At 80.1% G+C, this 854-nt stretch carries 1 pseudogene; it reads right to left on the minus strand.

Annotation, left to right across the window (positions count from 1 at the left end):
• Window positions 1-732 (minus strand): annotated as a pseudogene (locus tag E1283_RS37920) (DNA-binding protein); the annotation flags it as partial.
• Window positions 733-854: the final 122 nt, after the last annotated feature.

An 854-nucleotide genomic window follows, 5' to 3' on the forward strand; every position in this document is an offset into this window, starting at 1 on the left:
GCGGAGCAGCGGGCGGGTGAAGGCGGCCAGCGCGCCGCGGCCGGTGACGCCGAGCCGGTCGGCCTCGGCGAGCACCGCGGCGCACAGCGTGGTCCTGGTCGTCTCCGGCATCCGCCGGGGCAGCTCCCAGCCGATCCGCCGCTGGACGCCCTCGGCGGCCGGCGCGTGGCCCGCCGGGAGGCCGGCGAGCAGCGCGAGCACCTGGTGGCGCAGCGCCGCGGTGGGACCCCGGTCGAGCCCGGGGCCGAGGGCGGCGAGCAGCCGGCCCTTGCTGTCCCGGGTGCCGACGAGCCCCGGGACCCGGGTGGTGGTGAGCCAGGCGGTGACGAGCGCCGCCCACCGCTCGGCGGCCGGCAGGGCCAGCCACTCGTCGTAGCGCGGGGTGGGGACGCAGTGCTCGTCGGCCTCGCCGTCGGGCGCGAGCAGCCCGGCGGCGTACGCGAGTTCGATCCAGAAGGCGGCCTCGGGCTCGGGCGTGTCCAGCAGCACGGCGGCCCGCTTGAGCTCGCGGGCGCCGAGCCCGCCGGCCCGCAGCACGGCGGGCCCGTCGGTGGACCAGCCGGTGGCCAGCTGCTCGACGACGGCGAGCGCGGCCTGTGCGGCGCCGGCGGCGGCCGCGTCCACGGCGGTCGGGTCGAGTGCGGTGACCGGGCCGGGCTCCGGCGGCTCGGCGGTCAGCTCCTGGTGGGCACGGCCGCCGCGCAGCGCCAGGGCCACCTCGCGGGGCAGCACGACGGTGCCGGGCGCGGTCGGCGGCCTTCTCCAACTCCCGGAACGTGAGCCCCGATCGCCCCGTCCCCGAGGCGGCAGTCGTCGAGAGAACCGGTCGCGGTGGCGATCCGGACGCGGCCGGG

Origin of the sequence: Streptomyces hainanensis (genome assembly GCF_004348415.1) — a bacterium.
Taxonomy (GTDB): domain Bacteria; phylum Actinomycetota; class Actinomycetes; order Streptomycetales; family Streptomycetaceae; genus Streptomyces; species Streptomyces hainanensis.